The organism is Arthrobacter sp. Edens01 (genome assembly GCF_001307035.1).
Taxonomy (GTDB): domain Bacteria; phylum Actinomycetota; class Actinomycetes; order Actinomycetales; family Micrococcaceae; genus Arthrobacter_B.
Map to the genome: position 1 here is coordinate 1442571 of NZ_LKIU01000005.1, position 26581 is coordinate 1469151.

Genomic DNA, 26581 nt, shown 5'->3' on the forward strand with positions numbered 1-26581 from the left:
CCCCGGGTAAACCCTCGTCAACCCTGGGGTGACAACTTCTTTTCCGGGGGCAGGGAAAGCGCCAGGACAGCCACGGCACATCCTGCGGTTCCGTACAGGAGAACCAGCGGCTGAAACTCGATATACGCGGCCTCCCACACCTCGAGTGCAACGAGCGCGGTGCCGGCAGCAACGGACAGCGCCCTGGCCCGGCGGTGGCCGCGCAGCTGGAGGAACCCCGCCAGCAGGAATCCGCCTCCGCATCCCGCGGCCAAGAGGGCACCGGGCAGGCGCCAGCTGCGAAAAGGAGTGTTGCGCAGCACCGACGGACCCGAGTGCAGGAACGCTCCGCCGGGCCGGGCAGTAAGCAACGCGCCGGACGCCGCTGCTGCAGTGCCCGTTGCAAACTCAAGGACGACCAGTGCTTTCTCCCTGCCGGAGCGGGGCCGCCGCGGAGGGCCGGCGCCGTCGGGATATGCCTGTAACTCCGAACGCCGTATTCCCATGGCAGGAAGTATTGGCTCTGCGGTACGGTCCAGTCCACGCCCCTGACCGGGAATCAGCGCACATCCCCTGTTTTGGGATCTCTCCGCGGTCCTATGCTGGCTGTGGAACGCCGGAATCCGGCCGGCGCCTACGCCGAGAGGGTTGTCCCATGGAAAACACCTTTACCGTTGCAGTTCGGGCTCCGTTCAAAGAGGCCGTACGGCTAACCAAGGAGTCCCTCGCGGCCCACGGCTTCGACATTATGAGCGATTCCGACTTCGCGGCCCAGCTTGGCGCCTCGGCACCGGACTGGATGCTGGGCTACCGCATTCTGGGGACGTGCAATACGGCCCTGGCCGGTGAGGCCATGGAACTGGACCGTGCAATCGGGGTTGCGGTCCCCTGCAACGTAGTAGTCCGTGAGGACCCGGGCGGGGCAGTGTCCGTAATTGAGGCCCTGAACCCCGAGTCACTGGTTGACCTCGCGGGACAGGAACAGCTGGCACAGGTTGTCTCACGGACCTCGGATGGACTGCAGGCGGCCATGCACACCCTGAGCGAGTCTGCCGGCCCGGTTTAAGCGGACCAGTCCGGGCAGGTGCTTTCACCGTCCGCGTAAGCTCATCCCATGGCCAGATACTTTGATGTTCATCCTGAGAATCCCCAGCCCCGCACTATCAGCCAGATCACCGCCATGCTGCGCGGCGGCGGCCTGATCGCCTACCCCACCGATTCCTGCTACGCACTCGGTGCCCAGGTAGGCAACCGCGACGCCCTGGACCGCATCCGCAGCATCCGGGACCTTGATCCCAAACACCATTTCACCCTGGTTTGCCGTGACTTCGCCCAGCTGGGCCAGTTTGTCCAGCTGGACAACGACGTCTTCCGCTCGTTGAAGGCAGTGACACCGGGGAGCTACACGTTCATTCTTCCTGCGACGAAGGAAGTGCCGCGCCGGCTGCTGCATCCCAAAAAGAAGACGGTGGGCGTGCGCATCCCGGACAACAAGGTGGTCCAGGCCATTCTCGCGGACCTCGATGAGCCAATTCTTTCCAGCACACTGCTCCTGCCGGGCCAGGAGGAGGCATTGACCGAGGGCTGGGAAATCAAGGAACGCCTGGACCACGTCCTGGACGGAGTGGTCGACTCGGGCCACTGCGGTCCGGATCCTACGACCGTAGTCGACTTTTCCTCGGGTGTTGCCGAGGTGGTGCGCCACGGAACCGGAGACGCGTCCCGGTTCGAGTAGGCGCTGCCCTGCCTCTGGTTCGCCCTGGCTCTGAAGCCGCAGCGATCCTGCGTGCCCGGCCCCTATATTCCCGGCTGCTGTTGACACTCCCGCAGTGCTCCCGAAGGGTGAACGCACTTGATTGGGGGGATTGCGTCACCACTCGCACACTCTGAGACGGGAATCCATAAATGAACAAGGGAAGACTGACAGTAACGACGGCGATACTGGGCGGATTGATCCTCTCCGGCTGCGGCGGAGGGTCCGGCCTTGCCGGCGACCCGACGGAAACCCCAGCCGGACAGACAGACCTGCAGCCGGCGGGGAACAAGAAGGACCGCGGCCCCAAGAAGCCGAGACCCGATGAACCGCAGGCCGCCAGGAACATCATCCTGATGGTAGGCGACGGCATGGGCACGGCCCAGCGCAACGCCATCCGGCTCTCTCACGTTGGACTTACCGGTGAACTGGTGATGGACTCGCTGCCGGAACTTGGCCTGGTGCACACCAACTCGGCTGATCCGGAAACCTTCGTCACCGACTCGGCTGCGGCGGCAACCACAATGTCCACCGGAGTGAAAACATACAACGGGGCAATCGGCGTCGACCTCAATGGACTGCCGGTGCCTACGGCGCTGGAGATCGCAGCTGCCCTGGGCAAATCGACAGGGCTGGTTACCACTGCCCAGGTAACGGACGCCACGCCGGCGGCGTTCGGTGCCCATGTGGCGGACCGCGGCGCGCAGAGCGAAATTGCCCGCCAGTTCCTGGAGTCCAGCCGGCCGGACCTGATCCTGGGCGGCGGCGAGGACCACTGGTATCCGGCCGGAAACCCCGGAATGCACCCGGACAACCCGCCTGAGGATCCGTCCGAGGAAAGCACCGGCACCGTCAACCTGGTTGAGCAGGCACAGGCCGACGGTTATGAATACGTCTGGGATGAGGGAGGGCTCCTCCAAGCCCAGGGCCCGAAGGTGCTCGGACTGTTCGCCAACGAGGAAATGTTCCAGTACGGAGACGACGTCGAGGAGATCTACGAACCGACGGTTCCGTTGACCACCATGACGCAGAAAGCGCTGGAGCTGCTCTCCACCTCCGCACCGCAGGCCCGGCACGGCGGCGGGCACGGCGGCGGGCACGGCGGCGGAGGAGGACACGGCGGGGGCGGCGGAACCGAGGGCGAGGGATTCTTCCTGCTCGTGGAGGATGAGGGCATCGACTCGATGTCCCACGTCAACGATGCCGAGCTGACCATTAAGTCAGGCATTGCCTTCGAGCAGTCCGTGGCAGTGGCCCGGGACTTCGCTGAGGCGGACGGCAACACTCTGCTGATTGTCGTCGGCGATCATCAGACCGGCGGCATGACCATCGAGGCGTTCAACGACGACCAGGATGAGTCCGGCGACGGGATCTCGGCGGAGGACGGACCGCTTCCCGTCGCGAACTCAGACCAGGTCTTCAGTGTTGACTGGACAACCGACGGCCACACGGCCCTTGACGTCCCGCTCACCGCCATGGGACCCGGGTCGGAAAGGCTGGGCGGGTTCTACGAGGACACGCACATTTTCGACGTGATGGTTGAACAGATGCGGACCGGCGCCAAACGCTCCGCCCTGGACCTCCAGTCCCACCGCGGAGGGCGGGGCGAGTACACCGAGGAATCGCTGGCTGCATTCAGGCATTCGCTTCAGCTGGGCGTGAGCACGCTGGAACTGGACACGCACCTGAGTGAGGACGGCGCCGTCGTCGTCTGGCATGACGACGTCATCCTGGCCACGAAATGCCGTGACACTGAACCTGCCGGCGCCAACGACCCTGACTTCCCTTATGTGGGCGACCGGGTTGCAGAGCTGACGCTGGCGCAGCTCAAGACCCTGGACTGCGGCTTCGCACAGCTTCCGGGGTATCCCGAACAGCAGGTCGTTGAGGGGAACCGCATCGCGGAGCTGAGGGACGTTTTCGCCCTGGCCAAGGAGCTGAGGGCCCGGAATGTTGGCTTCAATATCGAGACAAAAGTTGAGGACGGCCGTGCCGGCGGGCCGGGAATGGAAGCCCTTACCCGAGCCGTGGTGAATGAAGTCCGCAGGTCCGGTATGTCAGACCGGGTGACTATCCAGTCCTTTGACTGGTCAGCTTTGAATCTGGTTGGGCGCCTGGCTCCGCGGCTGCCCCGCGTTGCACTGGTTGCCGCACCCGGCACACTGGAGATTGGCCAGCCCGGAGCTGCGCCGATCCTCGGCGGAATCGATATTGATGACTACGACGGTTCTGCCGTCATGGCCGCTGCCGCCCAGGGTTACGACGTGATTTCACCGATTTACACCTCCGTCACCCGGCAGATGGTTGCCGAGGCCAGGGATGCGGGGTTGAAGATCGTGCCGTGGACGGTGAACGAGCCTGCGGTCATGAACTATCTGATTGACCTCGGTGTGGACGGCATCATCACTGACTATCCGACCAGGCTGCGGCTGGTGATGGAGCAGCGCGGGATCCCGCTTCCCCGGGCCTACGGCCGTTCCTAGCCTTATCCGGGACTGACCGGCGACGGCGGCTTCCGCGCCCGGACGGGCCGGGGCCGCCGTCGTTCTGTGTGCCGGATGAGTCACTAGACTGGAGGGTGCCCTGCCCGCACCATCGAAGAAGCACCTATGTCCCGTGGAAAGCACCATCCGCCGCGTCCGAAGCCTGCCAACAGTGAAGATTTCCTGATTGCGGCGGACCTTAAGAAGGAACGGGGATGGACTGAGACGCAGATCAGGACTTTCCTCCCGGAACCGGACCGCACCGCACGCAATCCGTTCTCCAGGAAGGCTGCGCCCATGAAGCTCTACTCCCGGGAGAGAGTGGAGGCCGTTGAAGCCACAGAGGATTTCCGCAGGGCCCGGGAAGCATCACGTAAGCGCCAGCTGGCTGCTCGGGAACGAGCGCTGGCGAAGAAGAAGGAGGCTGTCGCTGCGGCCAGGGCTTTGGAGCTGCGGATTGATCCGGAACCATGGGACGAAGTCCAACAGCTGGCTTTGGATCACTACAATTCCCGGTTGCGCAGGAATCAGTCTCCGGCTGGCCCACGGACGTCTCAGGCGCGGCGTGACCGGATGACCGTGAACTACCTCCGTCACAGGCAGACCTCCTATGAGGAGGAGCTGAAGGAGTTCAAGGGCGTTGTTGGCGTGGGAGAAGCGTATTTGATTGTGCGGAACCGGATCCTGGACCTGATTGCCCAGACGTATCCGCCCCTGCAGGCGGAGTGTGAGCGGCAGAAGTTTGATGCTCCCGAACTGCCCGATGGAGTTGTCCTCTAGGACCGGCGTTCCAGGCCGGGAGCCGGCGCGGTCCGCCCGTACGCGCCGGCTTCACACCCGCATGATCAGCGGGCCCCCATGGGCGCGGTGCAGTCTCCCGGTGCCTTACCGGCCGAAGAGTTTGGCCAGCCAGCCGGCGTTTTCGGGCTTGGGCCTGGGCGAGTTCCGGTCGCAGGTGCAGCGGTCAGACTTCGGGATATTGCGCATGACTTCCTGCACATGGTTTCCACACCCTGCCCAGGTCGATTTTCCGCAGCTACGGCACTTTACGGCACGGCACATGGTTTTCTCCTTGCTATGAATCGTCCACCAGGGCGTTTGCCTGGCAACAGCACCACTATGAGGGATACCCCTAGGGGTATGCAAATTACCCGCCGGGGTATAACATGAACGGGAGTCAGACACCCGCATCACGCAGCACAGGAGACACAAATGCAGCTAGACAGCGAAGACACCGGCCCCATCATCAACCGTCTCAAGCGCGCCCAGGGACAGCTGGCAGCGGTCGCACGCATGCTGGAGGAAGGCCGTGACTGCAAGGACATTGTCACTCAGCTTTCGGCAGTCTCGAAGGCCGTGGACCGTGCAGGTTTTGCGATTATCGCCTCGGGCCTTGAACAGTGCCTGACCAGCGACGACCCCGCGGTGGACCGTGCAGAGATGGAAAAACTCTTTATGTCGCTGGCCTAGCTCCGGCGCCCCCGCAGCCCTAGAAAATCACCACGAACCGCATAAGCGCGTCATACAACTTGCTGCTCATGGGCTCATTGGGTCCCATCTGGTTCCGGTCCTGCAACGCAAGATCGGGATGGTCCGTAATGATCCCGTCCACACCATCACGCAGCATGTTCCGAATGGCCTCCGGTCCGTTCACTGTCCAGACGTAGAACTCCTTGCCGTCTTTCCATGCCGACTCCCGAACAGCATCGGTATATGACGCCTCCTCAACCACGATGAAGTCGGCGGTGGTCTCCGGCGCGGCTACACCAGCAACAGCCATAGTCAGGCCCACGTACAAACCGGGACGCAGGCGCTTGAGCTCCTCAGCACTGTCTTTGTCGAGCGAGTGGTAGATGTTCTCTTCGAGTGCTTCCAGTGATTCAAGCTCGGCAACCAGGCGCTCCACATAGTCCTCAGTCTCCCCGCCGTGCATCTTCATCTCGATTAGCAACGGCTCCCCAATCTCCTGGGCAGCCCGGACGTAATCGGTCAGGGACGGGATCAAGTCGGTATGGCCAAACTGGTCCTGCACAGTCATCGACGTAAGTTCAGCGAGCGTCAGATCCGCCACAGCAGCATTCCGGCCCGCCAGGCGCTGAAGAGACGCGTCATGCATCACCACAAACCCGCCGTCAGAGGTCTGCATGACATCCATCTCCACCATGTCGGCACCAGCTGATGAAGCCGCACGCAGCCCGGAGATCGTATTCTCCGCTCCCCCGCCGCTGAACCCGCGATGACCCAGAATCAAGGCCTGGGGAACCTCCCGCAGTCCCTCCATCACAGGAATGTTCAGAGTTCCCAAAATCAGGGCAAGCACGACGGCGGCACTGGCCGCACCGGCTCGCGCGGCGCCGGAGCGGATGCCATGGCGGGCGCTGGACGTCGCGGCTGCCTGGACGCCGGAGCCACCACCCCGGCCAAGCCCGTGGACGCCTGTGGATTCAGTGCCGGTACCGGCTTTTGCGCTGTCAGCGGTCCCGCCCGCAACACCGCCGTCGTCACCTGAATGCCACGTGACCTTCCCCGGAAGCAGCGGAAGACTGCGTTCGGTGAGTTCGATCAGCATGCCCGCAATAAACATGACGAAACTGCCGGCAAGAACAACACCAGCCACCTGTGCGGTTCCAAGACTGTACGCAGCAACACGGGCTGCACCCGCAGGCAGGAACAGATCGGCAGCAAGGGTGGGGAGCAGGGACAGGAAAACCAAAGCTGCGCCGGCCAGCAACGCACCGGCCGTTGCCGCCGCACCCGCAGCCAGCAAAGCAAGCGTGGTCCGGCTTGTCACCTGCCAGCTAAGCCTCATGGCTTTGCCGCCGGCAACTCCTCCCAGGGCAAAGAACGGAACCGCCAGCGAATAACGCAGCGCAAGAGTACCCACAACCATCAGGAAACCCACGTAAGCCAGGGTTCCCGGTGTGGACTTCAGCATCTCACCCGAGACGAAATTCGGAACGGCAATTGAATGCGTAAGGACTGAAAAGAGACCGGCCTGGGTTAGGGGAACCACCAGGAACAGGTAAACCCCAAGAGGAAGGGATCCCAGCCGCGGAAGGCGCTTCAAGACGGGAAGCATCCCGCGAAACAGCGCTGCAGGGCCAAGACTGAGACCGGAACGCACCCGCCCGGCAGCCACCACCAGCACGCTGAGCTGCAGAGAAACCGTTGCCACCGCGAGGACACAAAGGGCCGCAATCCATCCAAGTGAACGCCCGTTGCCGAAGGCCGAGGCCAAGGCTGCAGAATCCACTGCATGGACCCCGGCAGCAGCAAGTGCCTCGGTAAACATCCAGTGGATCAGCGGGGAGATGATCGCGAGCGGCACGGCCTGGCTCAGCGCATACACCAGAAGCAGCCGCCAGCCGCCCTGCCTGAGGATCGACCAGCCTGCCTTCAGGAGGGCGGGGAACAGAACGCGGCTGCGCAGGCCGGCCGGCCACTCCTGAAGGCCCGCCCGTCTGGCCAGCCGCGGAATTCCGGCGGCACGCTGCGAAAGGTTCGGCCGGACCTTCCCGTCGTGCCTACTTGCCTGCACGGTTGCGCACCTTTCGGTACGGATGCGTGTCGACTTTCGTGGTCAGGCCAGTAATCACGTTCTCGTAGGAGTGGTTATGGCGCGCCGCCGCCATCATTCCCCTGGTGGTCCTTGCCGCACCGCGCAGGTTCATTGGCCGCCCGGCCACACCGTAAAGGAGCAGCGCCCAGTCCGGCAGGAGGGAAAGTATCCCGTCCTGGATAACGATTCCCGTCCAGACCTTCACCGGATTGCCCCGGAGCGACGGCTTGCGGATCGCCCGGCTCACTTCAGCGGCGGGAAGGGAGAGCGCCAGCCAGTGGCGCTGGTCGTCAATGTACTTCTCCAGGTCGGCACAGGTCGCAGGCAAACGGGCCGGGTCAATCCCGACCAGCTCGGCAGCAATGTGCTGCTCGACCACAAACTGGTCACGCTCCTGGGCGGTGAGACTGGGCCCAAAGGCATCTGCAGCACGCAGCACGGCGTAGACCAGCGTGTTGTGGGTCCAGTCCATCCAGTCACCGGTCTCGGCACGAAGCGTTTCCCCGGTAGTGGGATCCTGCCAGTTGGCGTGCTTGTGCATGCCCCGCACGGCGCGTGCAGCGGCGTCGGCGTGCGCTTTGTCGCCGAAGATCGTGGTGTCGATGTACTGCCCCGTGCGTTCCCCCCGGGCAGCGGCATCCTGGCCGGTGACGCTGACTTCGGAGAACAGCCGCATCATGCCGGGGTTCAGGGCCTGGAGCAGCAGTGCTGCGATTCCGCCAAGCTTGGAAGACGGATCAGCATAGAGGCGCCAGCTGATGCTCTCCGGACCAAAGTAACCGTCGTCCTGCCGCGGCTGATCGGTTGGACGGGCTGTCTGTGTCACATTTGCTCCTCATGCAGGTCAGGACGGATTCCGGATGACCAATCAAAATTGGACTACGTCCAACTTGCGTTGAGTATATAAGCACGGCCCCTGGACCCGCGTCATGACTGCGACACAATTGGGGCATCCGCCGGTTACAGGCGGCTAAAGGCTTCGGCCTTCCCGGTGGGGCCGGCAACCAGGAGTTCGTCGCCCTCTTCGAGGACTATGTCCGGCTCCGCGAACTTCCATTCGCCGTCGGACTTGCGCAGCGCCACAATCACCACGCCGTAGCGGCGGCGCACTTCCGCCCCGTGAATAGTGGAACCAGCCAGGAACTGCCGGGGCGAGGTCTCGACCACCGCGAAGTCCCCGCCCAGGGGGATGTAGTCGAGCATGCTGCCCTGGACCAGGTGGGCAACCCTCCGTCCCATGTCCTTTTCAGGAAAGATGACGTGCTGGACACCCAGCTGCCGCAGGACCGTACCGTGCGCTTCGCTGACCGCTTCGGCCCAGATCTGCGGGACTCCGAATCGCAGCAGCAGGGATATGGTCAGGATGCTTGCACCAACGTCCTGCCCTATGGCAACCACCACCCGGTTGAACTCGGGAATTGAGAGCTGGCGGAGCACATCCTCCTGGGTGGCGTCCGCCATCACCACATAGGTCAGGCGTCCGTCCAGGCTCTGGACCACCTGCTGTTCCCCGTCAATGCCCAGCACGTCGATTCCGCTGGCCATGAGTTCGAGGGCGAGTGACTGGCCGAACCTGCCAAGTCCGATCACGGCCACGGCGTCGGACTCGCGGATCCGCGCCGACTCCCTTCCGGTAAAGATGTTGAGCCTAGCCAATGATCGGCCTTTCCTCAGGGAGTCTGTACTTGAGCCTGCGCTCCTGAAGGGCAAGTGCCGACGCCAGCAGGATGGGCCCGAGTCTTCCTGTGAACATGAGTACCACCAGGATCAGCTCCCCTGCTACGGGCAGGGCGGAAGATACCCCCGCAGACAAACCAACCGTCCCGAAGGCCGAGACGGTTTCGAAGAGCAGACGATCCATTGAGTAGTCCGTGAGCGCCATAAGGGCTGCGGTTGACACCGCAATCAGTCCGGCCGCAACGAGCACGACTACCAGCGCCTGGCGCGCAGTGTAGGCGGGCAGTGCCTTGCCCAGTGCGCTCACTTCCGGGTTGCCGCGTGCCTCAGCCACGACGACGAACACGAGCACCGCAAACGTTGTTACCTTAATGCCGCCGCCGGTGCCCGCAGGTCCGGCCCCAATGAACATCAGCACATCCATGCCCAGCCAGGACAGCGGTTCCATCTGGGCTACATCAATCGAACTGAATCCCGCGGTCCTGGTTTGCACCGACATAAAGAAGGCTGCAAGCACGCGCTCCGGGCCGGACATTCCCCCAAAGGTGTCCGGGTTGTTCCATTCGCTGGCGGCTATGAACACGCTTCCCGCAGGCAGCAGGATCAGGGTTCCCCACACCACCAGCCGTGTGTTGATGCTCCAGCGCAGCGGTTGTCGCCAGGCCCTCCGCAGCTGGACCAGCACGGGAAAGCCCAGCCCGCCAATAATCACTGCTGCCGCCACCGGAAGACAGATCAGCGGGTCTGAAGCGTAGGCCTCAAGGTTGCCTTCGAACAGCGAAAAGCCGGCGTTATTGAAGGCCGATACGGCGTGGAAGGCTGCCAGCCAGAGCGCTTCACCGGGTTCCTTTCCGTATCCGAGCCAAAAACGCACTGCGAGGACCAGGGCAATTACCGCTTCCGTTCCCAGGGATATCTTGACGACGCCGGCGACCACCTTGGGGGTCCCGTCCAGTTCCTGACTCCGGTTTTCTGCAATCGCCTGGAGCCTTGAACGGAACGTGAACCTGCCAATAACGGCCAGCCCCACGATGGATGCGAACGTCATGACACCCAGTCCGCCGATCTGGATCAGCGCAAGGATGACCACGTGCCCGAAGGTGGACCAGTACACGTGGGTCTCGACGACGGACAGTCCCGTCACGCACAGCGCAGAGACCGCCGTGAACAGGGCATCAGTGAAGGAGGCGCTGCCGGGGGCCGCATCGGAGACAGGCAGCATCAGCAGTCCCGTTCCGCAGAGGGCAGCGGCCACAAAACCGAGGAAGACCACCTGTGAAGGACGCGAGACCCGCCCGCGGTGTCCCTGCCTGGGGCGTTCAGCCACACACTGACAGTACGCCCGGGCCCCCCTCCGGTCACCGCCGCGGCGGCCTATCCGGTTCAATCAATCCGGATCCGGCCGCCCCGGGGGCGAAACGCAGCGAAGTCCCGGTTGCCCAGCGCAGCTCCGGTTGTAGAGTGCTCTACCAAAAGCCGCTGGATTAACTACGGGTACACCCCGCTGCTGGCCCGCCGAGACCCGGCGGGCAGCCAGGCAGGGGTGCGGGCGGGGAGAGGAGCAGCTGAACCATGCACGAGCTCCACCGGACACTGGCCGCAGAGTGGGAAGCGGGCCGGACTGCTGCACTGGCCACCGTGGTGCGGACTTTCGACTCCGCACCCCGCCCTCCCGGAGCACAGATGCTGGTAACCGGTGACGGCGCGGTCGTCGGCTCCGTGTCCGGGGGCTGTGTGGAAGGCGCTGTGTACGAACAGGCGCTTGACTGCATTGCCGGCTCCGGACCCGTTCTGGCAAGTTTCGGGGTCAGTGACGGTGACGCCTTCGCCGTTGGGCTGACCTGCGGCGGAACCATGGAAGTCTTCATCGAGGCACTCCCGCCCGCGCAGTCTGCGGTCCTCGGGCCAGCGCACGCCGCGGTTGGGTCCGGTCTGGGAACAGGGATTGCGACCATAATCGAGCACCCGGACCCGGAGCGGCTGGGACGGAAACTGGTGGTCCTGCCGGAAGGGGTACTGGGCTCCCTGGGAAGTCCGCGGGCAGACCAGGCCGCGGCGGACGACGCGGCAGGCCTGATTGCTGGGGGCCGCAGCGGTGTGCTCACCTACGGGCCTGACGGGGAACGGCTGGGTACCGGGATGTCTGTCTTTGTCAGCGCCTTCGCTCCGCCTCCCCGGCTGCTTGTGTTTGGCGCGGTTGACTTTGCCTCAGCACTTTCCCGTCTGGGCGCTTTCCTGGGTTATCAGGTAACCATCTGCGACGCACGTCCTGTCTTTGCGACGGAAAGACGCTTTCCGGACGCAGCCCAGGTGGTTGCCGCCTGGCCCCATGTCTATTACCAGGAGCAGCTCGACGCCGGGCTAATCGATGCCCGATGTGTGGTCTGTGTCCTCACCCACGACCCCAGGTTCGATGTTCCTCTGCTGGCAGCAGTCCTTGGCGGGCCCGCGGTTGCCTACGTTGGTGCCATGGGATCACGGCGCACCCACCGGGAACGGCTGCAGCGCCTGGCGGAGGCGGGAATCAGCGCCGAAGAGCTGGCGGTTCTCCACAGCCCAATCGGCCTGGACCTTGGGGCACGGACTCCCGAGGAAACCGCCGTATCCATCGCCGCCGAGTTCATCGGCAAGGCCTGGGGAGGATCAGGCATCCCGCTCCGGCTGCTCGACGAACGGATCCACCACCAGGAGCGTCCGCTTACTGCCCGGATGGATCAGCCGCTTCCGCCAGCTCAAGTTCAAACGCCAGGCCGCCGTACCGGACTCCGTTGACCTGCAGCTGGAGGGAATGCTTGCCGGCATAGTGGCGGCGGGTGGTCATCTGCCGGAATTCATGCGCAGCGGCCAGTGTCCGGCGCTCCCCCGGGGCCAGATCCAGCACGGCCAGTTTGAAAACCTTGGGCGCAGTCTGCCCGTTCGCCTTGACGTAGTGGACTACGTAGTCGACGGCGAGACGGGCTGCAGTGCTGCCGGTGTTTTCGAGGGTGCAGCCAAATGTCATTCGGCCGGGAAGGCTCAGCCGCGTAGTTGGGGACTCCGGTCCCTCGACGGTGATTTCTGCGGGGGTGAATCCCAGCAGAGCCAGGGCGTTTGGATCCGCCTTCTTGATCAGGGTTCGGAGTCCGTGGCGAATGACACGGAGGGTGGCCGGTGATGCTGTTTCCTGCCACCGGGCCGCCGTCTGCACAGTGATTTCGGGCGCATGGCGGGAGATGTCGTTCAAGTGGTTGGCGACCGACCGGCGTACGTCCTCGCTGGGGTCGTCACGGAGTGCATCAAGGATGGGCAGGGTGGCCCGGGGGCGTTCAGTGAGCGCAGGGACGCGAATAGCCCACGGCAGGTATGGCCTGGTGCCCTCGCTGGCAAGGCGCCGCACCCGCGGGTCCGGGTGCACAACCCAGCGCCCAACTGTGTCCAAAGCACGGTTCAGGTCCGCCTGAAGCAGTCTGCGGATGGCGAACTCACTGGTCAGCCTCGGCGTCAGTTCAGCCAGCAGCTCGAGGACGTCGTCAAAAGCTGAACTGCTGCCGTCGGCAAGGGCCAGCGTGACGGCCGACTCGGATACCGGCCACATAATCCATCCTTCAAAACCCGGGTCCTGCAGGGCGGACCGGTAGGCCGCAGATGCCTTGGCGTAGGAAGGGTATGCGCCGGCCAAAACCCCGGCCAGCAGGTCGGTGCGGGACCGCAGCGAAAGCGGGTCGAGCGCTGGAACGGACTCCATCAGCTTCTGCAGCCCATGCACCGGCGCGGCGGCGGCCAGGCACCGGTGCAGGACGGCGACTTCGGCCGGTCCCAGCAGGTTGTCCATTGCGCCCATTGTGTTCCCCCCGCTGCTGCCTGCTCTACTGTCCGATTCCCGGATTCATCCTATCGGTGCCGAAACCGGAGGGAGCGGGCGGCACCGGGACTCAGACGGGACGGCCTCGGCATCCCCGTGGTGCCGATCCCTCGCGGCCCGGACAGGACGGCCGGTCAGCCCGGCGCCCCGGTTAGAGGTCAACGTCGGTATAGCAGCCGCGTCGGCCGATCCCGGCAGGCCGGAGTACGGCTGGTTCCCGGCTGGACGCTTCCGGAAAGGCCGCCGTGTAATTGTCCACTGCCGGATCGCGGCGGGAACGGATCCCGCCGTCGAACTGCGTGGTGTAGGACGGCAGGACGGAGCGGAACTCTGCCTGGGGCTCTGCTGCTGACGCAACTGGCCCGGCTCCGCCAAAGCGGGCAACATAGCTGCCGCCGAGGGCCGGCACGCGGGTCTGCGGGGAGGTGATGCCCGGCGCGGATTTCTTGGTTTTGAACACGATTCTCCTAAGACAGCAGTCTGTTCCGGGCAGCACAAAGTGCGCCGCCGGGACGGCATGGGTTTTAAGTCGGGGCAGCCGGCACTGGCATGGCCTCGCTGCGGGTCCGCCGCCTGCGTGCATCGGGGCGGACGGGAACGCCGAACGGATACGTTCTGCGTGATGCTTCGAGATTAGCAGTTATTCTGAATCATTCATAAATAGCCCCCGGCGAGTGACGCCGCCCTCACGATGCGGCGATAGAGTTGAACCCATGAGCACTAAGCCCGCCAGGGCCAGCAGGAAGATCTTTCTCCTCATCCCCTTTGGGGCGGTTGTCGGGATGGGACTGGGCCTCCTCAACTTCCAGCTCCGCCTTGCGGACACGGTCGAATCCGGGGATGCTGCCCGCTTCATCCTCTGGACTCTGATTGGCGGTGCCGTACTGGGCGGTTCGTTCACCTGCTCCGCAAGCGTTGCAGCGTACCTCAGCGCATCCGCCGGCCGGAGCCGCGCTTTCTGTGCCGGTGCAGCCGCCCTCGTGCTCGGTTTGTGCTGGCTGCTTCTTGCCGGCGTCTCCGGCATTTCCGGCCTGGCACTGGTGGCCGCTGGTGTGCTCACTGCCGCCGCAGCAGGTTGGTTCGTCTGGTTCAGCACCAAATAAGGCGCCAGAACCTCCCCTCTGGCGGCTCGAGCCGGCCGGCAGGGACCTAGCTCCCGTACGGCCCGCCAAGCAGGCGTGCCAGCGACTGCACGGGAGAAGCAATCTCCGCGCCGTGAGCGAAGAGCATCCGTTCGGGCTCCAGGGCGGCAATTCGCTCCAGGGATTCCTCCGCACGCGCCGCATCAGACGTAAATGCTTCCGGGCTGCGCTCAACTCCGCCTTCAGCACTTACGGCTGCGTCGCCTATAAACAGGGTTCCGGAGCCTTCATGGAACACGCTCACGTGCCCCGGGGTGTGGCCGGGTGTGGCGAAGATCTGCAGGTCCTGAACATAGTCGCCTTCGCCCAGGCCCTGCACCCGCCGCGGAGCCCGGATGTCAGGTGAATCGGGCCCACCGGCATAAATGGCAGCCATTGGCGCCTGCTCGGCAATCGCGAACAGCGAGCCCACGTGGTCCATATGCAGATGCGTCAGGATGATGTCCCTAACGTCTCCGAATGAACCCCCCAGCGCTTCCACCGCCTCAGCAATTCCCGACTCAGCGTCGGGCATTCCTGTGTCAATGACCACAATCCCTCCGGGTTGCGCCACGGCATAGCAGCGAACATCCATAACCAGGGGATCAGGACCGGCAACGCCGGCCGGAATGACGATCTCGCGGACGATTTCCTGGACTGGCAAGCGGACTCCGCTGCCACTGGGTTCCTGAACCACAACCGCTCTCCTTCGCCGGAATACGGGGGTACTTAAGGGTAGTCCTGATCGATGGAACCGCCACCCTGTGCAGCAAAACGCGGAGTGTGCGGGCGGTTTAGAAATGTGGATCGCAGACCGCCGCCGGGCTGGTAGTCCTGTGCCGCATGTGACTGAGGAAGACAGCAGGCTGTCTATTAGCATGGTGACCCAAACAACACAATGGCAACACGCCGCCGTTACCGAATTGCAACCAAGATGAATTTCCGTGTAGTGTCCTTGGCATGCCGCAAACCTGATGCGGCGCCCCCAGGCTCGTTACCTAACTCTGCCGCTTGCCCGGGGTCCCTTTTGCACTACGACGGCAGGGGCGGGGGAACCAATTTTTTGGGTCCTTTGAATCCTTGGGGTTAAGCCGACCGGATGAGACCGGCGGCCGGGTGACTCCCATCCGAACCCGACAGCTCACCTCGCAGGTATAGGGAGAGGTAATACCTTGTCTTCTAAGAATCGCGGACGTCACTGCGCTGAGTCCAGCATCTGGACCACCATCGCAAAAGCAGCACCGGGCAAAGCCCGCACCGTTACCGGCACCGCAGCAGCGGTTGTGGCAGGCTCCGGCCTGATGTTCGGCATGGCAGCTCCGGCCCAGGCCGGCGTCGTTGCCAATGACACAGCCGCCCCGGCTGCAGCAGCCAGCTTCGTTGCTCCCGTGGCAGAAACCGTCGCGGCACCGGCAGCCGAAACCGCTGCCCCCGCTGCGGCAACCACCCACACCGTAGTCTCCGGCGACACCCTCGGTGAAATCGCCGCCGCTTATGGAGTCAGCCTTGACAGCGTCTTTGCGCTGAACGGACTGGGAATGGAATCCATCATCTACCCGGGTGACGTGATCACTGTCTCCGGTGAGGCTGCAGCTGCCCCGGCTCCCGCCGCCTACACCGCGCCGGTGGAAACCTACACCGCTCCGGTCGAAGCCGCTGCTCCGGCCGCCGCCTACACCGACCCGGGAACCTACACCGACTACAGCAACGTCACCACCCAGGCCGCTGTTCCCGCCGCAGCACCCGCTGCAGCGTCAGGCGCCGGCGCGATCATGCTCAGCTCTGCCTACGCCCAGCTGGGCGCCATGCAGGACTGCACCATCCTCGTCGAGCAGGCACTGCGTGCAGCAGGCCACTCGGTGGGCGACCTGGCACCGGCACAGCTGGCCGCCTACGGCACCCCGGTATCCAACCCGCAGCCGGGTGACATGATCTACTACGCCAACGGCGGAGCAGGTGTCCCCCACATCGCCATCTACATCGGCGACGGCCAGGCCATCCACAGCGGAATGAACGGCAACCAGACCGTTATCGCCACCGCCAACCTCGGCTCCGGCCCCGTCTACTACCGCGCATAGTCCGCGCAGCCGGGCGCGCTGGCACCCAGCCGCCTGCACCGAAGTGCCCTTCCCGGAACCGGGAGGGGCACTTCGGGTTTAACCGCCTTACGAACCGGACGGGCTTGGCACGCACACCGGTACATCGGCCGAAGACATGAAATAATGGAAACTGCCAGACTCGCGGCTGCCGGAACCTTCACCCATGTGCTGGTACCGCATCCGCGCTTCCGTCACGATTGCCCAGCACGTCCGGGCGGGTGGCGGGACGACCGTCCCCCGAGCGCCTTTCCAACCGGGCCGCCGCGGATGTCGGGTCAGGTATCGACGCAGCCAGAGGTAACCACATTGACGTTTAACGTAGGCCAAACCGTAGTCCACCCCCACCACGGTCCCGCAGCAATTCTCCGTCTCGCCACACGTAAAGTGCGCGGCGAGGAGATGGAGTACCTCGTACTGGAGGTTCAGGCCAACAAGCTTGAGGTGTGGGTGCCCATGGCCAAAGCCGCAGAAGTTGGGCTTCGTCCGGTGCTGAACGGCCCGGAACTCCAGAAACTCATGGAAGTGCTGAAGGCCGGCGCAGACGCCGAAGAGACCCAGTGGTCCCGCCGCTTCAAGGAAAACACCGAGCTGCTGGCCAGCGGCAACATCACAGACGTAGCCAGGGTGGTCCGCAACCTGACGCTCAGGTCCCTGGACAAGGGACTTTCGCACGCTGAGCGGGACATGCTCAGGCATGCCCGCCGTCCGCTGCTCACGGAGATTTCCCTCTCGCTCGGCGTAAGCGAGGATGAAGCATCCGCTGTTCTTGACGGCGTGTGGTCGGGTTCGGCGGACTCACTGTCTGAGCCCGTCACGTAGCCCCCTGTTCTTCACGCCGTGCAGGCCGTCACCCCGGGGTGGCGGCCTGCACTACATCCGGGCCTTGGTCCTGGCAGTCGCAGGTGCCGTCCAGGGATCCTCGGGCCAGGGGTGCCGCGGGTAACGGCCGCGCATCTCCGCACGGACCTGCGAGTACGGACCGGACCAGAATGATGCCAGGTCATCGGTCACCGCCAGCGGCCGACCAGCCGGCGAGAGCAGGTGGAACTGCAGGCGCACCCTGCCGTCAGCGATCCGCGGAGATTCCGCCCAGCCGAAGCACTTCTGGAGCTTGACTGCCAGCACCGGCCGTCCGGCGTCGTCCTCCACGTCCGGATAACTGATCCTTTCCTGGGTGCCGCTTGGCACCAGGATCCGTTCCGGGGCAAGGGCGTCGAGTCCGGATGCCTCCGGCCAGGGCAGCAGGCGCCGCAGCGGCTCCAGCAGATTCACATCGGAGGCCCGGGCGCCTGAAGCCAGAGCTTCCAGTTCCGGTCCCAGCCAGTCATCGAGGCGGGCCAGCAGCGCCCTGTCGCTGACGTCGGGCCAGGGCGCCCCAAGTTCACGGTGAAGCAGTGCAAGCCGCCGCCGCAGCCCCTCGGCCGCCGGCGACCAGCCAACAGCCCCCAGCCCCTGTTCTGCCAGCGCCCGTGCCACTGCACCGCGGCCCTGCGCCGCGGCTGGCCGGACCGGCGTGGATGCAAGTTCGATGGCACCCAGCCGCCGCACGCGCCGGGCACTAACCTTGCCGCCGTCGAACCGGGCGATGATTTCTTCCACAAGCAGCTGTGATGCGGCGTCCTCCGCTGTACCGTCATCAAGCGGCGCAGCTGCCCTGATGACGGCGCCGGTGCCCGCCGCGGCTCTGCCTGCTGCCCGGGAAACGTCCGCCACTGCCAGCCACTCGTGCCCCCGCAGCGGACTGTCTGCCGGCAGCCCTGCCCTTGTCCCGGAGGCAAGCAGGTACTGCTCGTCCGAAGCTCCGGCCACCCGCCGCGCAACCCGGTCCGGGAAGGCGAGGGCCACCAGATAACCGACAGCTTCCCCAGTTCCAACACGCTGATCCGACGCCGTCGCGGCCTGGGGGGACCTCGCGAACTGCTGCAGGCGCAGGACTTCGCGGCTGAAAGCACGGGAGCCCGGGTCCTTTCCTGAGCGCAGCGCGGCAAGGAGCCGCACCAGGTCGGCACCTGCGGGCCGGTAGTCTCCGGCGAGCATGGCCGTGATCTCGGCTGCGCTGCGTGCACCCAGCCGCGGTGAACCGTCGACAAGGGCCCGGGCAAGCCGCGGGTCAGCAGGGATGCGTGCCAGTGCCTGCCCGGTGTCTGTGGCGCGTCCCTCCGCATCGACGGCACCGATGCTGCGCAGTACGGCTTCAGCGTCTTCCAGCGCAGGGGCCGGAAGCGTCTGCGGCAGGGGCAGCCCGCGCCCGCCCGGAGTTCCCCAGCAGGCCAGGACCAGTGCCGCAGCCGTGAGGTCCGCTGCGGCTGCCTCCGGCGCGGGCTGGGCCGGAGCCGCGGCATAGGCTGCCTCGGAGTAGGCCCGGATCACGGTGCCGGGGCCTTGTCTGGCCGCCCTGCCTGCACGCTGCTGTGCCGAGGCCCGGGAGCAGCTGACCGTGACCAGGCCACTCATGCCGCGGGCGGCGTCGCGCCGCGGCTCACGCGAGAGGCCGGAATCGACCACCAGCCTCACCCCGGGAACTGTCAGGGATGACTCAGCCAGGGAGGTGGACACGATGATGCGCGGCAGGCCGCCCGGTGACCGGCCGGAGACGGCCCTGTCCTGCTCCGCCGCAGGCGCCTGGCCGTGCAGCTCAAGGACCTCCGTGCCGGTTCCCAGTTCCTGCCGCAGGCGCCGGGCCACGTGAGCTACTTCCCGGGCACCCGGGGCAAAGACCAGTGCATCGGTTGTCGGGTCCTCAGCCAGAGCCAGGGCATGTCCGCGCGCTGCGAGACCGGCCAGCGCATCCAGGAAACCGGGGGTGATCCCCCGCTCATCCAGCCGTTTCCCGGCAGGCGGCTGCCACCTGACCTCCAGCGGATACAAGGCGGACGGGCAGTCGATCACCGGTGCGGGAGTTTCCGGGGAAGCGATCAGCTCTGCGAATCGGCCGGCATCCAGCGTGGCGGACATGGCAACCAGTGTCATATCCTCTCGCAGCTGCCGTACCTCGGCGAGCATCCCGATGAGGAGATCGGTTTCCAGCCCGCGTTCGTGGACTTCATCCAGGATGACGGCGGCTGTTCCGTCCAGGCCCGGGTCTGCCAGCAGCCTCCGGAGCAGGATCCCCGGGGTGACGAACTCGACCAGGGTCCGGCTGCCGGCGTGGCTTTCCCCCCGGACGGTGTAGCCCGCCCGCTCCCCCACAGCGCTGCCGTCGAGGGCCGCCAGCCGGCGGGCGGCTGCACGCGCAGCGACCCTGCGCGGTTGGGTCACTACGACGCGTCCGGGCACGCCGGCCCCTGCCACAAGGTTGGCGACCAGCGGCGGTATCAGGGTGGTTTTGCCGGTTCCGGGCGGGGCCTGCACGACGGCGCTGCCGGCACAGGTGCTGCCGGGCGTCAATGCGGCGGCGGCAGCAGGGAGGGCCTGGGCGAACACGAGTCCCCTGCCAAGCCTGGACAGATCAAAGGGTCCCTTGGGAAGCAGGTCGGCGGCGGGGAATGCAGTGTTCACCTGCCTATTGTCTCCCGCCCGGCCAACAGACCCGTCAGGCTGTTGCCCATCATCCGGCCGGAATCAGCCGCCGGGATGGTCAGCGCCGCAGGACTTTCCGTGCGGTCTGGTTGCCCAGGAACTGGACCAGCTGGACCAGGACGATGATCACCGCCACGGCTGCCCACGTCACCACGGGGTTGAACTGGCGGTAGCCGTACTGGATGGCAAAGTTGCCCAGGCCGCCGCCGCCGACGTACCCGGCCACCGCAGACATGTCCACGAGTGCCACGAAAATGTACGTATACCCCAGGATCAGCGGTCCAAGCGCCTCGGGAATGAGGATCGTCAGGATGATGCGCCTCCGCCCTGCTCCCACGGAACGTGCTGCCTCGATAACCCCGGGCTGCACAGTCAGCAGATTCTGCTCCACAATCCGGCTGATGCCGAAGGCCGCTGCCAGCGAGAGGGTGAAGATGATGGCGTTGTTGCCGATTCCGCTGCCCGTAACTGAACGCGCCAGCGGCTGGGCCGCGGCGAGGAAGATGATGAAGGGAATGGGCCGGAAAATATTGACCAGCACGTTCAGGATCCCAAAGACGGCACGGTTGGCCAGCAGGGCACCGGACCGGGTGGTGTACAGCCCCAGTCCGATCAGCAGTCCGCCTATCCCGCCGAACAGCAGGCTCAGGCCCACGATGTACAGGGTTTCTCCCACAGCGGTCCACAGCTGGGGCGTCAGGGGTATCAGGTCTTCCATGTCAGCCCAGCTCCGTTACCTTGATGCCATGCCCGACGGCAGCCAGGGCGCCGTCGATCGCCTGGTCGGCGCCCTTGAGCGCCAGGGTCAGATGGCCGAACGCCCGGCCTGATATGTCATTGATGCCGCCGTAAACCAGCTCAAAACCGACGCCGGCAGCTGCAAGTTCCAGGAACACCGCAGCCTGGGAACTGTGCCCGTCACGGAAGGAAAGAGTCACCATCCGCCCCTCGTGCCGGGAACGCAGCGTACGCACCTCCTCAGCTGACGGAATCCCCCGGACCACGGTGGAGACGAACCGGCGCGAGGACTCTTCCCGCGGGTTGGAGAAAACCTCGAACACGCCGCCCTGTTCAACGATCCTCCCGGCGTCCATCACGGCGACCCGCGTGGCGAGGTCCTTGATGACCTCCATCTCGTGGGTAATCACCACAATGGTGATCCCCAGCTCCCGGTTCACCCTGCGGAGCAGGGCCAGGACTTCCTGGGTCGTTTCGGGATCCAGCGCCGAGGTCGCTTCGTCCGCGAGCAGGATCTTCGGGGAGGCTGCCAATGCCCGGGCGATGCCCACCCGCTGTTTCTGCCCGCCGGAAAGCTGTTCAGGATAACTGCCGGCTTTATCCGTGAGCCCAACGAAGGCCAGGAGCTCATTGGTCCGGGCAGTGATCTCGTCTTTGCTGCGCCCGGCAACACGAAGCGGGTACGCGATGTTGCTGCGAACGGTCTTGGAGTTGAAAAGGTTGAACTGCTGGAAGATCATTCCAATGTCCAGCCGCAGGCTTTTAAGTTTGCGCTCGGGCACACCGGAAACCGCGCGGCCATCCACTGTGATCTCTCCCCCGGTGGAAGCCTCCAATCCGTTGATGAGCCTAACCAGGGTGCTTTTGCCTGCTCCGGAATACCCGATGATGCCGAAGATCTCCCCGGCTTCTATTTCAAGGCTGATGTCCTGCAGCGCCGTAACCGGGGGTTCGCCCCGGCGGGCAGGCGGATAGGTCTTGGAGACGTTCCGCAGTGAAATGAGAGCCATTGCTGTTCCTTGTCCGACAGGCTGCGCGGGCCGGTCCGGCAGCGCCGAACCGGCCCGCGGGCGGATTGCCTACTGTTCTTCGATGTCCTTCTGGACGTCGGCCAGTGAACTGCGCAGGTCTTCGACCGGCACCTTGAGGAACTCAGCGGTGTTCCCTGAAGCCTTCTGCACTCCGTCCTGCACGGCCTGCGTGTTCTGGTAGATCTCCACCAGCTTCAGGTAGGTCTCGTTGTTCTCTTCCCCGGAACGTGCAGCGAAAACGTTCACATACGGGATCGCCTTGGGATCGGAGGGATCGTCCTGGGCAATGGCGTCAGCGGCACTGAGCCCGGCATCCTCGACGAAGTCGTTGTTGATGATCGCCGCGGCGACGTCCGGAAGCGACGTCGGTGTGAGGGATGCTTCGAGCGTAGTGACCTTCACCTTGGACTTGGCCTCATCGACGTCATCGAGCGTGGAGAAGGCGCTTCCGCCGTCGGCCAGGGTCACCAGTCCTGCGGACTGCAGCACCAGCAGCCCGCGGGCCAGGTTGCTCTCGTCATTGGGCACCGCCACAGTGGCGCCGTCGGGGATCTCCTCCACCGAGTCGTATTGCGTGGAGTACAGACCCAGCGGGTAGATGGCGGTGGATCCCACCGGAACCAGGTCCTCCCCGGCAGAGACGTTATACCGGGCAAGGTAGATGATGTGCTGGAACTGGTTCAGGTCCAGTTCGCCCTCGGTGAGAGCGGGGTTGGGCTGGGTGTATTCCGCGAAGTCGATGATTTCGACGTCGATGCCTTCCGCTTCGGCAGCTTCCTCGTAGGTTGCCCAGTACGGATCACTGGCACCCACGACGCCGATCTTTACGGTTCCTTCGTCACCTGCTGCAGAGCCGCAGGCTGCGATGCCCAGGACTAAGAGGGGTGCAGCGGCCAGGGACAGGAGTTTCCTGCTGATTTTCATGGTTCGGTTCTCTCCGGTGGGTTCACGGCGGGCCGTGAACGATGGGGCGCAGGCCGCTGTGAGGGCAGTGCCGGCGCCGTACTTGCCCCGCGGGGATGTCCGCGGCAGGGCCGAATCTTCACCTGGAGCACCCCGCTACGACGAGAGGGTTGCTGTCCAGCCGGCCAGGGCCGATGGCTGGAGCTCTTGATTCTTCCCCCACAGTAGGGACCGGAAGATACGATGGCCACCGGCGCGACATCCGGCGTCGTGCGGCGTCACACGGTGAATTCCAGCGAAATGCAACGTCTCACAGGAGAGAAGGAAAAATGAGCCAGATGCCCGAAACACAGCCGAGCCCCGGGGATATCTTCGACTTGGCCGCCTCTCATGGCCTGACGCTGGATCCGGGCAGTGTCAGCTTCAATGAAGCCGGCCTGGATTACCGCGTCGCCTTCGCCACGGAGGCCGGCACTGGCCAGGAGTGGGTACTGCGGCTCCCGCGACGCCCCGACGTCGCAGCACACCAGGCGCGTGAACAGGCAATCCTGGACTTTGTGCGTCCGAGGCTGGGTGTCGCCGTGCCGGACTGGAAAATCCAGGAATCCGATCTGGTGGCCTACCCTCTGCTGCCTGGAACGCCGGGCCTCACTATGAACGCGGAGAACCAGCCGAACTGGCATTTCGATCCTGCTTCCGCGAAATACCTTGAGTCCCTGGCAGCGCTGATAGCTTCCCTCCACACGATGGATCCCGCTGCCGCCGCGGCAGCGGGTATTCCGTCAGAGAATCCTGAGGCAGTCCGCGGGTACTGGGCTGAGAACCTGGAAAGGGTGGAGGGCGAATTCCGGATCGATTCTGCCCTGCTCTCCGGCTGGCGGCGGTGGCTGGACGAGGACGGTCTGTGGCCGCAGCGGGTGGTCCTGACCCACGGGGAGCTGTACCCGGCGCATCTGCTGCTCGATGAAACAGACCGGATCGTCTCCGTTCTGGACTGGACCACGGCCAAGGTCAGCGACCCGGCACTGGAGTTCATGTACGTTCAGCTCATCTCGCCGGACTCTTTCGACGCTGTGGTGCGCGCCTACCAGGACGCGGCCGGCGTTGCCGAGCCGCGCCTGGCAGAGCGCTGCACCGCTTTGATCGCTGCAGGGCCGCTGAACTATGCAATGTTTGCGCTGACCACCGGTCAGGCCGAACATCGGGAAGCTGCCCAGGCCCAGCTGCTGCAGGTCTAGGAACCGCAGCTGCCGGGCACGGCACCTAGCTCCGGGCCGGAGCATCCTCAGCCGGTACTTCGCCTTCGCTCTCGGGGAGCCCGTGGCGCGGGCCGTGGCCGCCACGTTCCCCGTGGCCGTCTTTGTTGTCCCCCTGGCCGGCGTCTTCCTTGCCGGAGCCGTCCTTGCCGGACCTGCCATCATCGTCCGGCCCGCCGTCACGATCCGGCCGGTCCGGCCGCGCCGAGCCGCTGTCCTGCGAGTCCTCGTCCTGAGTGTCCTCGTCCTGAGTGTCCTGGCTCCCTGAATCCTTATTTTGGGAATCCCTGCCCTCAGTATCGTTGTCCTGCGGCAGGTCTCCGTGATCGCCGTGCTCAGGACGCTCCGGACGCTCGCCGTCGAGTTCGGACGTGACCGACGCAGGTTCCGTGTTATCCGCAACGGCCATACCTGTGAAGAAAGTGCCGGTCAGCAGGCCGGCAGCTGCCAGGCCACTGGCACTCCAGACAATGATCTTCTTGGCTTTGCTGCCAATCTCCATGGTTGCTTTCACCTTCGCAAACAGAGTGTGGATACCTACGTTTTCTATCCAACCGGGTCTTTCTTCGAAGTTTCTTAGAAGTCCGCCTTAGTCCAGCGGAAGGCGAACCGTCAGCGAGGCGCCCATGCCGTGGCCCGGTTCAGCCTGCACCGTCCCGCCGAACCTCCCGGCAATCTCAGCGACCAGGGCAAGGCCAAGTCCATAGTGGCGGGTATGCCCGCCGGAGGTCTCCCGCACAGAGGCGAAGCGTTCAAACACCCGCCCGCGGAGTTCGCTGGGCAGGCCCGGGCCGTCGTCGGAAACCCGGAGGACACCTTCGCGCCCGCTTGCCGATACCTGGACCCAAACGGTGGAACGGGCGTAATCGGACGCGTTGGCCAGCAGCGCAGTGATTACCCGCTGCACCGCTGCCGGCGCGGCACGGACTCGAACCGGCGTACCTGGGACATCAAGCTTCAGCTGCAGTCCGTTAGCCCTTAACGCGGTGGCGAAAGTCTCGGCCCCCTGCCGCGCCGCGGCGCCCAGGTCAACGGGCTCCGGCGGGCCCGCCCGGCGGGGATCGGCGGACTCCAGCAGATCCTCCAGGATTCCGGTCAGCACTCCCGTGTCCGCGATAATTTCATCCAGGCCGGACTCCACGAACTTCTGCTCAGGCGGTTCGAACCGTTCCGCCGGACCACCTTCCGCAGGCCGGGCACCCAGACGGCGCCGAAGCAGCTGCGCCCGGGTGCTGAGCAGAGTTAGGGGTGTGCGCAGTTCATGGCTGGCATCGGAGACAAACCTGCGCTGCAGCGCCAGCGCCTCCACCAGCGGACGCATCGCAGCCCGTGCCGCCAGGACGGAAAAGAGCGCCGCAACCACTGCAGAAAGCAGGACGGCTGAAACGAGGGCGAGCACCAGCCGGTCCAGCTGCCCGCGGGTTTCGGAAGTATCAATTGCCGCCTGGACTACGTCCCTGCCGTCAGTCCTGGTCAGCACACGAAACGTAGTACCCGACGCGTCGACTGTTTCCTCGACTTCCCCGCCGCCGGCAGCCACGGATGCAAGTGATGTTTCAACCGGAAGGCCCTCGGGCATGTCCCTCGATACGCTCAGCCGGCCACGGTCATAGACAGCAAGGAAGATGTCCAGCGGAGCATCCCGCGGGTTCTTCAGGGCTGCCGCCGATTCAAGGCGGTCCTGCAGCGCCCGTTCGGCACCGGCGGCCGCCAGATAGTAGACAACCGCTCCGGCCAGGGAGAGGAGTACAACTGTCAGTGCCGTGAACTGCAAAGCCAGACGGCGTGCCGCCCGCCGCGGATCGGCGTCGTTCCCCCGCTCCGTCCGGAACCAGCGCCGCGTCATGCTGACTTGCCCAGCCGGTAGCCGATTCCCCGTACCGTCAGGACCGAGGCCCTGCCGAGCTTGCGGCGCAGGTAATGGACGTAGGTATCCACAACGCCGTCGTCATCGGCGTCCGGGAACACAAGGTCATGCAGGTCCTCACGGGGAAAGACCTGCAGGGGGCGGCGCGCCAGCACTTCCAGAAGAGCTGCCTCCCGCTCGGAAAGCACTGCCACCGCTCCATCGCTTTGCGTCACAGTCCTGCCGCCGGTATCAAACATTCCGCCGGGTACAGGCAGCACGGGCACCTGCGGCGCTGTGCGGCGACGCAGCGCGCGAAGGCGGGCCAGCAGCTCGTCGACGTCGAACGGTTTGCCCATGTAATCCTCTGCCCCGCGGTCCAGCCCTTCGACCCGGTCGGAAGGGTTTCCAAGGGCGGAAAGCACCAGGGCCGGCACAGCAACTCCCCTGCTGCGCAGCCGCGCCAGGACATCCAGGCCTTCGATCGCCGGCAGGCCGCGGTCCAGCAGAAGTACGTCAAAGTCCTGGGTGAGGCCCACGTGAAGGGCCCGCTGCCCGTCATGGGCTGCAGTTACTGAATAACCCTCTGACTCAAGGATCTCCGTAAGCATCTGTGCCAGGCGCACGTCATCTTCCACCACCAGGATCCGCGGTTGGCCCTCCATTGCGCGAGTATATGAGCGGGCAGAACCGGATGTACCCGCCCTTGCGGGTTTACACTGTAAACAACCCGGATTCCGCGAGTGGTTCCGGCAGTAACTCAACACCACCGTTCG

25 protein-coding genes and 2 riboswitches are annotated in these 26581 nt (G+C 64.9%); of the genes, 10 read left to right on the forward strand and 15 right to left on the reverse strand.

Annotated features, from left to right (window positions below):
• Positions 1-17 precede the first annotated feature (17 nt).
• Positions 18-485, reverse strand: coding sequence for a hypothetical protein (locus AO716_RS12840; RefSeq protein ID WP_055241316.1), 468 nt, complete (start codon positions 483-485; stop codon positions 18-20).
• Between the two features lie 149 nt (positions 486-634).
• Here AO716_RS12840 and AO716_RS12845 point away from each other — a divergent pair, with 149 nt between their 5' ends.
• The 5 genes from AO716_RS12845 (at position 635) to AO716_RS12865 (ending at position 5685) form a co-directional block, all read left to right on the forward strand.
• Positions 635-1045: a DUF302 domain-containing protein gene (locus AO716_RS12845; RefSeq protein ID WP_055241318.1), complete on the forward strand. Its 411-nt coding sequence runs from the start codon at positions 635-637 to the stop codon at positions 1043-1045.
• A gap of 48 nt (positions 1046-1093) precedes the next feature.
• The gene (locus AO716_RS12850) at positions 1094-1714 is read left to right on the forward strand and encodes an L-threonylcarbamoyladenylate synthase (RefSeq protein ID WP_055241319.1); all 621 of its coding nucleotides are present in this window, start codon (positions 1094-1096) and stop codon (positions 1712-1714) included.
• Positions 1715-1884: 170 nt separating this feature from the next.
• Positions 1885-4215 carry an alkaline phosphatase gene (locus tag AO716_RS17585; protein ID WP_082413550.1) on the forward strand — a complete coding sequence of 777 codons (2331 nt, stop codon included), beginning with the start codon at positions 1885-1887 and terminating at the stop codon, positions 4213-4215.
• A gap of 126 nt (positions 4216-4341) precedes the next feature.
• Complete coding sequence (locus AO716_RS12860) at positions 4342-4995, forward strand: hypothetical protein (RefSeq protein WP_055241324.1); 654 nt, start codon at positions 4342-4344, stop codon at positions 4993-4995.
• A gap of 432 nt (positions 4996-5427) precedes the next feature.
• Positions 5428-5685 (forward strand): metal-sensitive transcriptional regulator, encoded by a 258-nt coding sequence (locus AO716_RS12865; protein WP_055241326.1) that lies wholly within the window; start codon positions 5428-5430, stop codon positions 5683-5685.
• Between the two features lie 19 nt (positions 5686-5704).
• Here the strand turns inward: AO716_RS12865 and AO716_RS12870 are convergent, their stop codons facing one another.
• The 4 genes from AO716_RS12870 to AO716_RS12885 all read right to left on the reverse strand — a co-directional run bounded on the left by AO716_RS12870 (position 5705) and on the right by AO716_RS12885 (position 10778).
• Positions 5705-7753, reverse strand: a complete 2049-nt coding sequence (locus AO716_RS12870) for a glycerophosphodiester phosphodiesterase family protein (RefSeq protein ID WP_055241329.1) — start codon at positions 7751-7753, stop codon at positions 5705-5707.
• Positions 7740-8600, reverse strand: coding sequence for an oxygenase MpaB family protein (locus AO716_RS12875; protein ID WP_055241330.1), 861 nt, complete (start codon positions 8598-8600; stop codon positions 7740-7742). Before AO716_RS12875 ends, AO716_RS12870 begins: the two co-directional genes overlap by 14 nt.
• Before the next feature lie 134 nt (positions 8601-8734).
• A complete protein-coding gene (locus tag AO716_RS12880; RefSeq protein ID WP_082413551.1) occupies positions 8735-9430 on the reverse strand; it encodes a potassium channel family protein in 696 nt (231 codons plus the stop codon).
• Entirely contained in the window at positions 9423-10778 is a 1356-nt protein-coding gene (locus tag AO716_RS12885; protein WP_055241332.1) for a TrkH family potassium uptake protein, read from the reverse strand. The genes AO716_RS12880 and AO716_RS12885 overlap by 8 nt, the downstream gene beginning before the upstream one ends.
• Positions 10779-11023: 245 nt before the next feature.
• Here AO716_RS12885 and AO716_RS12890 point away from each other — a divergent pair, with 245 nt between their 5' ends.
• Positions 11024-12223 (forward strand): XdhC family protein, encoded by a 1200-nt coding sequence (locus tag AO716_RS12890; protein WP_055241333.1) that lies wholly within the window; start codon positions 11024-11026, stop codon positions 12221-12223.
• Here the strand turns inward: AO716_RS12890 and AO716_RS12895 are convergent.
• Positions 12150-13262, reverse strand: coding sequence for a DNA alkylation repair protein (locus AO716_RS12895; RefSeq protein WP_235472081.1), 1113 nt, complete (start codon positions 13260-13262; stop codon positions 12150-12152). The two genes, AO716_RS12890 and AO716_RS12895, sit on opposite strands and share 74 nt — an antisense overlap.
• A gap of 181 nt (positions 13263-13443) precedes the next feature.
• Positions 13444-13752, reverse strand: coding sequence for a hypothetical protein (locus AO716_RS12900; protein ID WP_055241336.1), 309 nt, complete (start codon positions 13750-13752; stop codon positions 13444-13446).
• A 253-nt stretch (positions 13753-14005) separates the two neighbouring features.
• On the opposite strand from AO716_RS12900, the gene AO716_RS12905 reads away from it, so the two are divergent.
• Positions 14006-14395 carry a hypothetical protein gene (locus AO716_RS12905; RefSeq protein WP_055241338.1) on the forward strand — a complete coding sequence of 130 codons (390 nt, stop codon included), beginning with the start codon at positions 14006-14008 and terminating at the stop codon, positions 14393-14395.
• Between the two features lie 46 nt (positions 14396-14441).
• Here AO716_RS12905 and AO716_RS12910 read toward each other — a convergent pair whose 3' ends face one another.
• Positions 14442-15077, reverse strand: coding sequence for an MBL fold metallo-hydrolase (locus tag AO716_RS12910; RefSeq protein ID WP_160317932.1), 636 nt, complete (start codon positions 15075-15077; stop codon positions 14442-14444).
• A 331-nt stretch (positions 15078-15408) separates the two neighbouring features.
• Positions 15409-15582: riboswitch (cyclic di-AMP (ydaO/yuaA leader) on the forward strand.
• Positions 15583-15585: 3 nt separating this feature from the next.
• Between AO716_RS12910 and AO716_RS12915 the strand changes: the two genes are divergently transcribed.
• Entirely contained in the window at positions 15586-16491 is a 906-nt protein-coding gene (locus tag AO716_RS12915) for a LysM peptidoglycan-binding domain-containing protein (RefSeq protein ID WP_055241342.1), read from the forward strand.
• Between the two features lie 327 nt (positions 16492-16818).
• Positions 16819-17331 carry a CarD family transcriptional regulator gene (locus tag AO716_RS17095; protein ID WP_160317933.1) on the forward strand — a complete coding sequence of 171 codons (513 nt, stop codon included), beginning with the start codon at positions 16819-16821 and terminating at the stop codon, positions 17329-17331.
• A gap of 51 nt (positions 17332-17382) precedes the next feature.
• Here AO716_RS17095 and hrpB read toward each other — a convergent pair whose 3' ends face one another.
• From hrpB to AO716_RS12940, 4 genes are all read right to left on the reverse strand, one after another.
• A complete protein-coding gene (hrpB, locus tag AO716_RS12925) occupies positions 17383-20010 on the reverse strand; it encodes an ATP-dependent helicase HrpB (protein WP_055241347.1) in 2628 nt (875 codons plus the stop codon).
• 79 nt (positions 20011-20089) lie between these two features.
• Positions 20090-20749, reverse strand: a complete 660-nt coding sequence (locus tag AO716_RS12930; protein ID WP_055241349.1) for a methionine ABC transporter permease — start codon at positions 20747-20749, stop codon at positions 20090-20092.
• A 1-nt stretch (position 20750) separates the two neighbouring features.
• The gene (locus AO716_RS12935; RefSeq protein ID WP_055241351.1) at positions 20751-21779 is read right to left on the reverse strand and encodes a methionine ABC transporter ATP-binding protein; all 1029 of its coding nucleotides are present in this window, start codon (positions 21777-21779) and stop codon (positions 20751-20753) included.
• Positions 21780-21848: 69 nt separating this feature from the next.
• On the reverse strand, positions 21849-22724 hold the full coding sequence (locus AO716_RS12940; RefSeq protein ID WP_055241353.1) for a MetQ/NlpA family ABC transporter substrate-binding protein: 876 nt from the start codon (positions 22722-22724) through the stop codon (positions 21849-21851).
• A gap of 73 nt (positions 22725-22797) precedes the next feature.
• Positions 22798-22916, reverse strand: a riboswitch (SAM riboswitch).
• Positions 22917-23032: 116 nt separating this feature from the next.
• Between AO716_RS12940 and AO716_RS12945 the strand changes: the two genes are divergently transcribed.
• A complete protein-coding gene (locus tag AO716_RS12945) occupies positions 23033-23941 on the forward strand; it encodes a macrolide 2'-phosphotransferase (RefSeq protein WP_235472082.1) in 909 nt (302 codons plus the stop codon).
• A 25-nt stretch (positions 23942-23966) separates the two neighbouring features.
• Here AO716_RS12945 and AO716_RS12950 read toward each other — a convergent pair whose 3' ends face one another.
• From AO716_RS12950 to AO716_RS12960, 3 genes are all read right to left on the reverse strand, one after another.
• The gene (locus AO716_RS12950) at positions 23967-24461 is read right to left on the reverse strand and encodes a hypothetical protein (protein WP_055241358.1); all 495 of its coding nucleotides are present in this window, start codon (positions 24459-24461) and stop codon (positions 23967-23969) included.
• Positions 24462-24548: 87 nt separating this feature from the next.
• Positions 24549-25805: a sensor histidine kinase gene (locus AO716_RS12955; RefSeq protein ID WP_055241359.1), complete on the reverse strand. Its 1257-nt coding sequence runs from the start codon at positions 25803-25805 to the stop codon at positions 24549-24551.
• On the reverse strand, positions 25802-26470 hold the full coding sequence (locus tag AO716_RS12960; protein ID WP_200907621.1) for a response regulator transcription factor: 669 nt from the start codon (positions 26468-26470) through the stop codon (positions 25802-25804). The genes AO716_RS12955 and AO716_RS12960 overlap by 4 nt, the downstream gene beginning before the upstream one ends.
• Positions 26471-26581 lie beyond the last annotated feature (111 nt).